5 protein-coding genes are annotated in these 4,064 nt (G+C 30.1%); all 5 read right to left on the bottom strand.

Going from position 1 to position 4,064, the window contains the following annotated elements; genetic code table 11:
• Positions 1-111: 111 nt before the first annotated feature.
• The 5 genes from CBF27_RS13915 to CBF27_RS13895 are packed head-to-tail and all read right to left on the bottom strand — an operon-like array spanning position 112 to position 3,820.
• On the bottom strand, positions 112-966 hold the full coding sequence (locus CBF27_RS13915) for a bacteriocin biosynthesis cyclodehydratase (protein ID WP_281273714.1): 855 nt from the start codon (positions 964-966) through the stop codon (positions 112-114).
• 5 nt (positions 967-971) lie between these two features.
• Positions 972-1,847: a SagB/ThcOx family dehydrogenase gene (locus CBF27_RS13910; RefSeq protein ID WP_126815302.1), complete on the bottom strand. Its 876-nt coding sequence runs from the start codon at positions 1,845-1,847 to the stop codon at positions 972-974.
• A complete protein-coding gene (locus CBF27_RS13905; RefSeq protein WP_126815301.1) occupies positions 1,844-2,161 on the bottom strand; it encodes a DUF5963 family protein in 318 nt (105 codons plus the stop codon). Before CBF27_RS13905 ends, CBF27_RS13910 begins: the two co-directional genes overlap by 4 nt.
• Before the next feature lie 25 nt (positions 2,162-2,186).
• Positions 2,187-2,930 carry an ABC transporter permease gene (locus tag CBF27_RS13900; RefSeq protein ID WP_126815300.1) on the bottom strand — a complete coding sequence of 248 codons (744 nt, stop codon included), beginning with the start codon at positions 2,928-2,930 and terminating at the stop codon, positions 2,187-2,189.
• Positions 2,930-3,820, bottom strand: a complete 891-nt coding sequence (locus tag CBF27_RS13895; RefSeq protein WP_126815299.1) for an ATP-binding cassette domain-containing protein — start codon at positions 3,818-3,820, stop codon at positions 2,930-2,932. Before CBF27_RS13895 ends, CBF27_RS13900 begins: the two co-directional genes overlap by 1 nt.
• Positions 3,821-4,064 lie beyond the last annotated feature (244 nt).

Genomic DNA, 4,064 nt, shown 5'->3' with positions numbered 1-4,064 from the left:
TTTCAGTGTAAAATGTACTTGGGTCATGTAAAGTCCTCCTAGGTATGTTTTTGTGGTTAAAAACATTGTACCGTAAAAGGGCTGTTACATGGCCTTTTATCTTTTACACAATTATATGGACTTTATCGCACAGTTGGAACAACAGCTTTGGATTCTGTTAGTATTAAACGAATATTCATAATTATTCATGTTAAAGTGAATAGTATTTTCCAAAAGAGAGGATTGCCCATATATATTAATATTGTCAAATTCTTTTTTCACTATTGATAATGCAAAAAGTAATTCTGAAGAAGATACATCCATATCTCTTTGTTCGATATAACTATCTGCGAACCCTTCAAAGTGACTCATTAGTTGTTGTTCTAAACACTCGTAACAACCGGTTTCCCCGTGCTCTATACATGTGATAAATACATTCTCATTATCAAAAAAAGCAATGGTGTTAATCGTTTCAGTTAGCTTCATCAGCTTATTAAATCCTCGTAAAAGAGATAAATTAAGCATTCTTGTAAGTAGATAAACCTGTTCAAAATCCTTTAATATTGATCTTTTTTGCTCTATAATAATTGACAATTTCAATATGTTTTTATCTTCATTTAGCAAATCAATTTCCTTGGAAGTTAAAAACTCTGATGCTGAAATTACTTTGGAATGGTTCCCCAAATAGCTTGTTACTTTTTCAACAAGTTCATCTTCAACTATAACTAAAGGCTTTTTCAATTCTTTTTTAGCAAATGTTAAAAATCCAAATTTAGTTAGAGTTTTAAAATCATCATAGATAGCATATTCCTTAGAAATAGAAATGGTTTTCTTTTCAATTAGTTCTTGAAATGCTTTAACAAAGTCGTTTGAGCTATCTTCTTTATTAATAACTAGTTCACTCTTATGAATTACACCGCGTTTTAATATAAACTCACTCTCATTACTTATAATCTTTGTTCCATTTTTAATTATATACGTTTTCATATTATCTATTCCTTCCCACAAATATTGGTAAATACAATGTGATCATTTACCCCATCCAAGTATAATAACTTTTCAATAACAGATTTATTGAATCCAGCTATTGGACAACTTGTAAAATCCATGGACTGGCAAACCAAGTCAAAATTATGAGAAATTCCTCCTAGTTCTACAAGCGTGTTCAACAATGACAGTTCACCGTATTTAACAAAATTCTTGTTTATGGAGTATTCAAAAAAGACGCAAAAATTCATATTGATAACGTCAATGTTGTCTCCAACAAAAAAATAAGTTGAATCCACATTCTCAATATCCAACGGGTACAGACTGTGAGAATAAGGTTGATACTTATATATACCTTTTGAAATACCAGAAACATTATTTATATACAAATAAATATCTATCGGATACAATCCACCACCTGAAGAATAATGTCTAGTTGTAGCTATTAAATCATCATACACGAGTTGCCGACTTCCTAAGCCAAAAGAAAATTTGATAATAGTAGAAAATGTTCCAAAATCCATCAGTTCATATACAAACTCTCTTGTACTATGTCTTTTTTCAAGAACTTTAGAAAATTGAGTTTTAATTTTTTTTGATGTTTTAGATAAATCAATAGTATCTTTATCCAACAACTCTTCGGCTTCCTTAGCTTCGTTAATTAACGAAGCTAAATTGGATTCATTATAAAACATAATACTTTTAAAATCATTTAAATTTTGCTTATTCAAGTTTAACAAATAGCTCAACATAGGAGAAGTTGTACTTCCAAACATCATTTGAGAATATATGTGTTTATTATCATTATTTGATAGATTTTCATCATCTTTTGTTAGCAGTGTATGGATATTGAAAAAACCTTTTTTCTCAAAATCAATCATTTGTCATCCTCCTTACTTTTTCTATTTTTTAAAGCTATAACAACCTCGGTTACGATAGCTAGCACCATTGAAAATATGATCCCGACAAACATCATGTTACTATTATTTGGTGTTCCTTTAAATTCATTCCCCACTTTTTGAATATCAAAAATAGGAAAACCAAAAATGTTTACACTATATTCAGTTAAAGAAGAACTTTTAATATAAGTATATCCAGAGCGAATTGCCATAAAGCAAACGAAAACTCCTAAAATAATTCCTAAAATAATAGATGCGATAACACGAGTCGTTGGATTGTTAAACTTCTTTTTCATTAATGTATCTCTTCCCTTCCCCAATTTAATTTTTCTTCTTTTGTGCTACAACAAGAATAGCAAGTAGGATACATGTTAAGCCTACTCCCAAAATAGTATTCAACACTAAAAAATCTTGAATAAACACTGTTTTTTCAGCCCAAACATCAAAAAAATCATTCATAACATATTTCATTGGGATAAATCTTCCAATTGATTGGAATGACGTTGGGAGATGTGAAAACGAAGAAAATGCACCTGTGAAAATATAAGAACTAAATAACAAGACCATCCCTATCGGCATCAATATCCTTGTATTTTTTATTAACAGTGCAATTATTGCCCCAAAAATAAGTAAAACAAAGTTACAGTATAAACATTGCACGATATACGATAAGAAATAACCGATGCTTGGAATATGCAATCCATACATAAAAAAACCAAATAAAATATTGACGACAACGCTCAACAAGGTTAATAACGCGTAGGAGAAAACATCTGAAACAATCATATTGTGTGTGCTTAATCCAAAATACTCCAGACGTTTATAACTTTGATTTTGAATACTCTCACCTAACCATATAGGAAAACTAATCAAGGAAATCGGCATCATTCCCATACCTGTACTGATTAAAAAATATTTGTCTACAAAATGAAAACCATTCCCTATATCAAAATTCCCATATGATGTAACCATCGCAAACATCATAATTAACGGAAACAATAATGAAAAAAAGATGGATACTGGAATACGAAATTGTAACTTAATACTCGTCCCTAAATACCTCATTATTTTCTCACCTCCGTAACTAATTTACTTGTAGTTTCAGTCATTGAATAGGCGACTAAATAGGTTGTGTATATGCTTTGTTTAATGACAGTGTAATTGATACTGTTCTCTTCAAGAATTTTTTCTATGTTTATTTGAAGATCAGGACTTGAACAAATAAATGCCTCACCATCTCCAGTATCAGTGTGATCTACATTCTTAATAGTAGTCTCTTTTAATTTTGAAAATTCATTATAATCAATTTTCACAATAGAACAATGTGCGAACTTTGAAAAAAAATCTACAACTGATCCAAAAAAAATTAGCTGTCCTTGTTTTAGCATAAGAATTTTTGTCGCCCAATTTTCAATTTCATCAAAATAATGGGTTACATTTATAACTGTTTGATTAATGACTTTTCTCTTCATCATAGCTAATAATGAAAGTCTTTTTTTATAATCTAAGCCTGATGTAAGTTCATCAAAAAAATAGATCGATTTGTTGCTTTCCAACACAAGACTTAGTGTCAGTCGTTGTTTTTCTCCGCCAGAAAGATCTTTAATGTACTTTTTCTTCAAGTCCTCCAACTCATAATTTTCTAAAAAATGAGATAATTCCTCTCTTTTCAAAGGTAGAACAAGCTTTATTAGTTCATTAACTTTTAATAAATCATTATAAGAGTTTTCTTGAAAAACAATGCCACAACTTAGTTTGTCAAAGTTCTTTACTATCTTTCCCTCAAAATTAATTTCTCCTAAAATAGCATTGATTAGCGTTGTTTTTCCAGCACCGTTTTCTCCTAAAACTGCTACTTTATCTTTATGTAGAATTGCTATTTCTTGATCTATATCCAATATTACTTTGTTGCTCTTTTCTATTTTCAATTTATTTATCGTTAAAATGGAATCCATTTTGTATACACCACCTATTAAAAAAGGGGAATAAATCCCCTTTCATTTTTAACTCTACTCTTTTGTTTCAGTAGCAGTTGAAGCAGAACACGTACATGTACATGTTGAACATGAACATGGACAGGCTACACTGGACTAGACAATAAAAATAAGGTGTGTAAACTATAATAAAACACACTGGAGGAATCAACATGTCAGAACGTAGACCGAGACGGACATTTACCAAGGAATTTAAACAGCAAAT

The organism is Vagococcus acidifermentans, from assembly GCF_003987655.1.
Classification (GTDB): domain Bacteria; phylum Bacillota; class Bacilli; order Lactobacillales; family Vagococcaceae; genus Vagococcus_B; species Vagococcus_B acidifermentans.
Note: the sequence above shows the minus strand (reverse complement) of the source record. Positions and strands in the feature narration are given on the sequence as shown.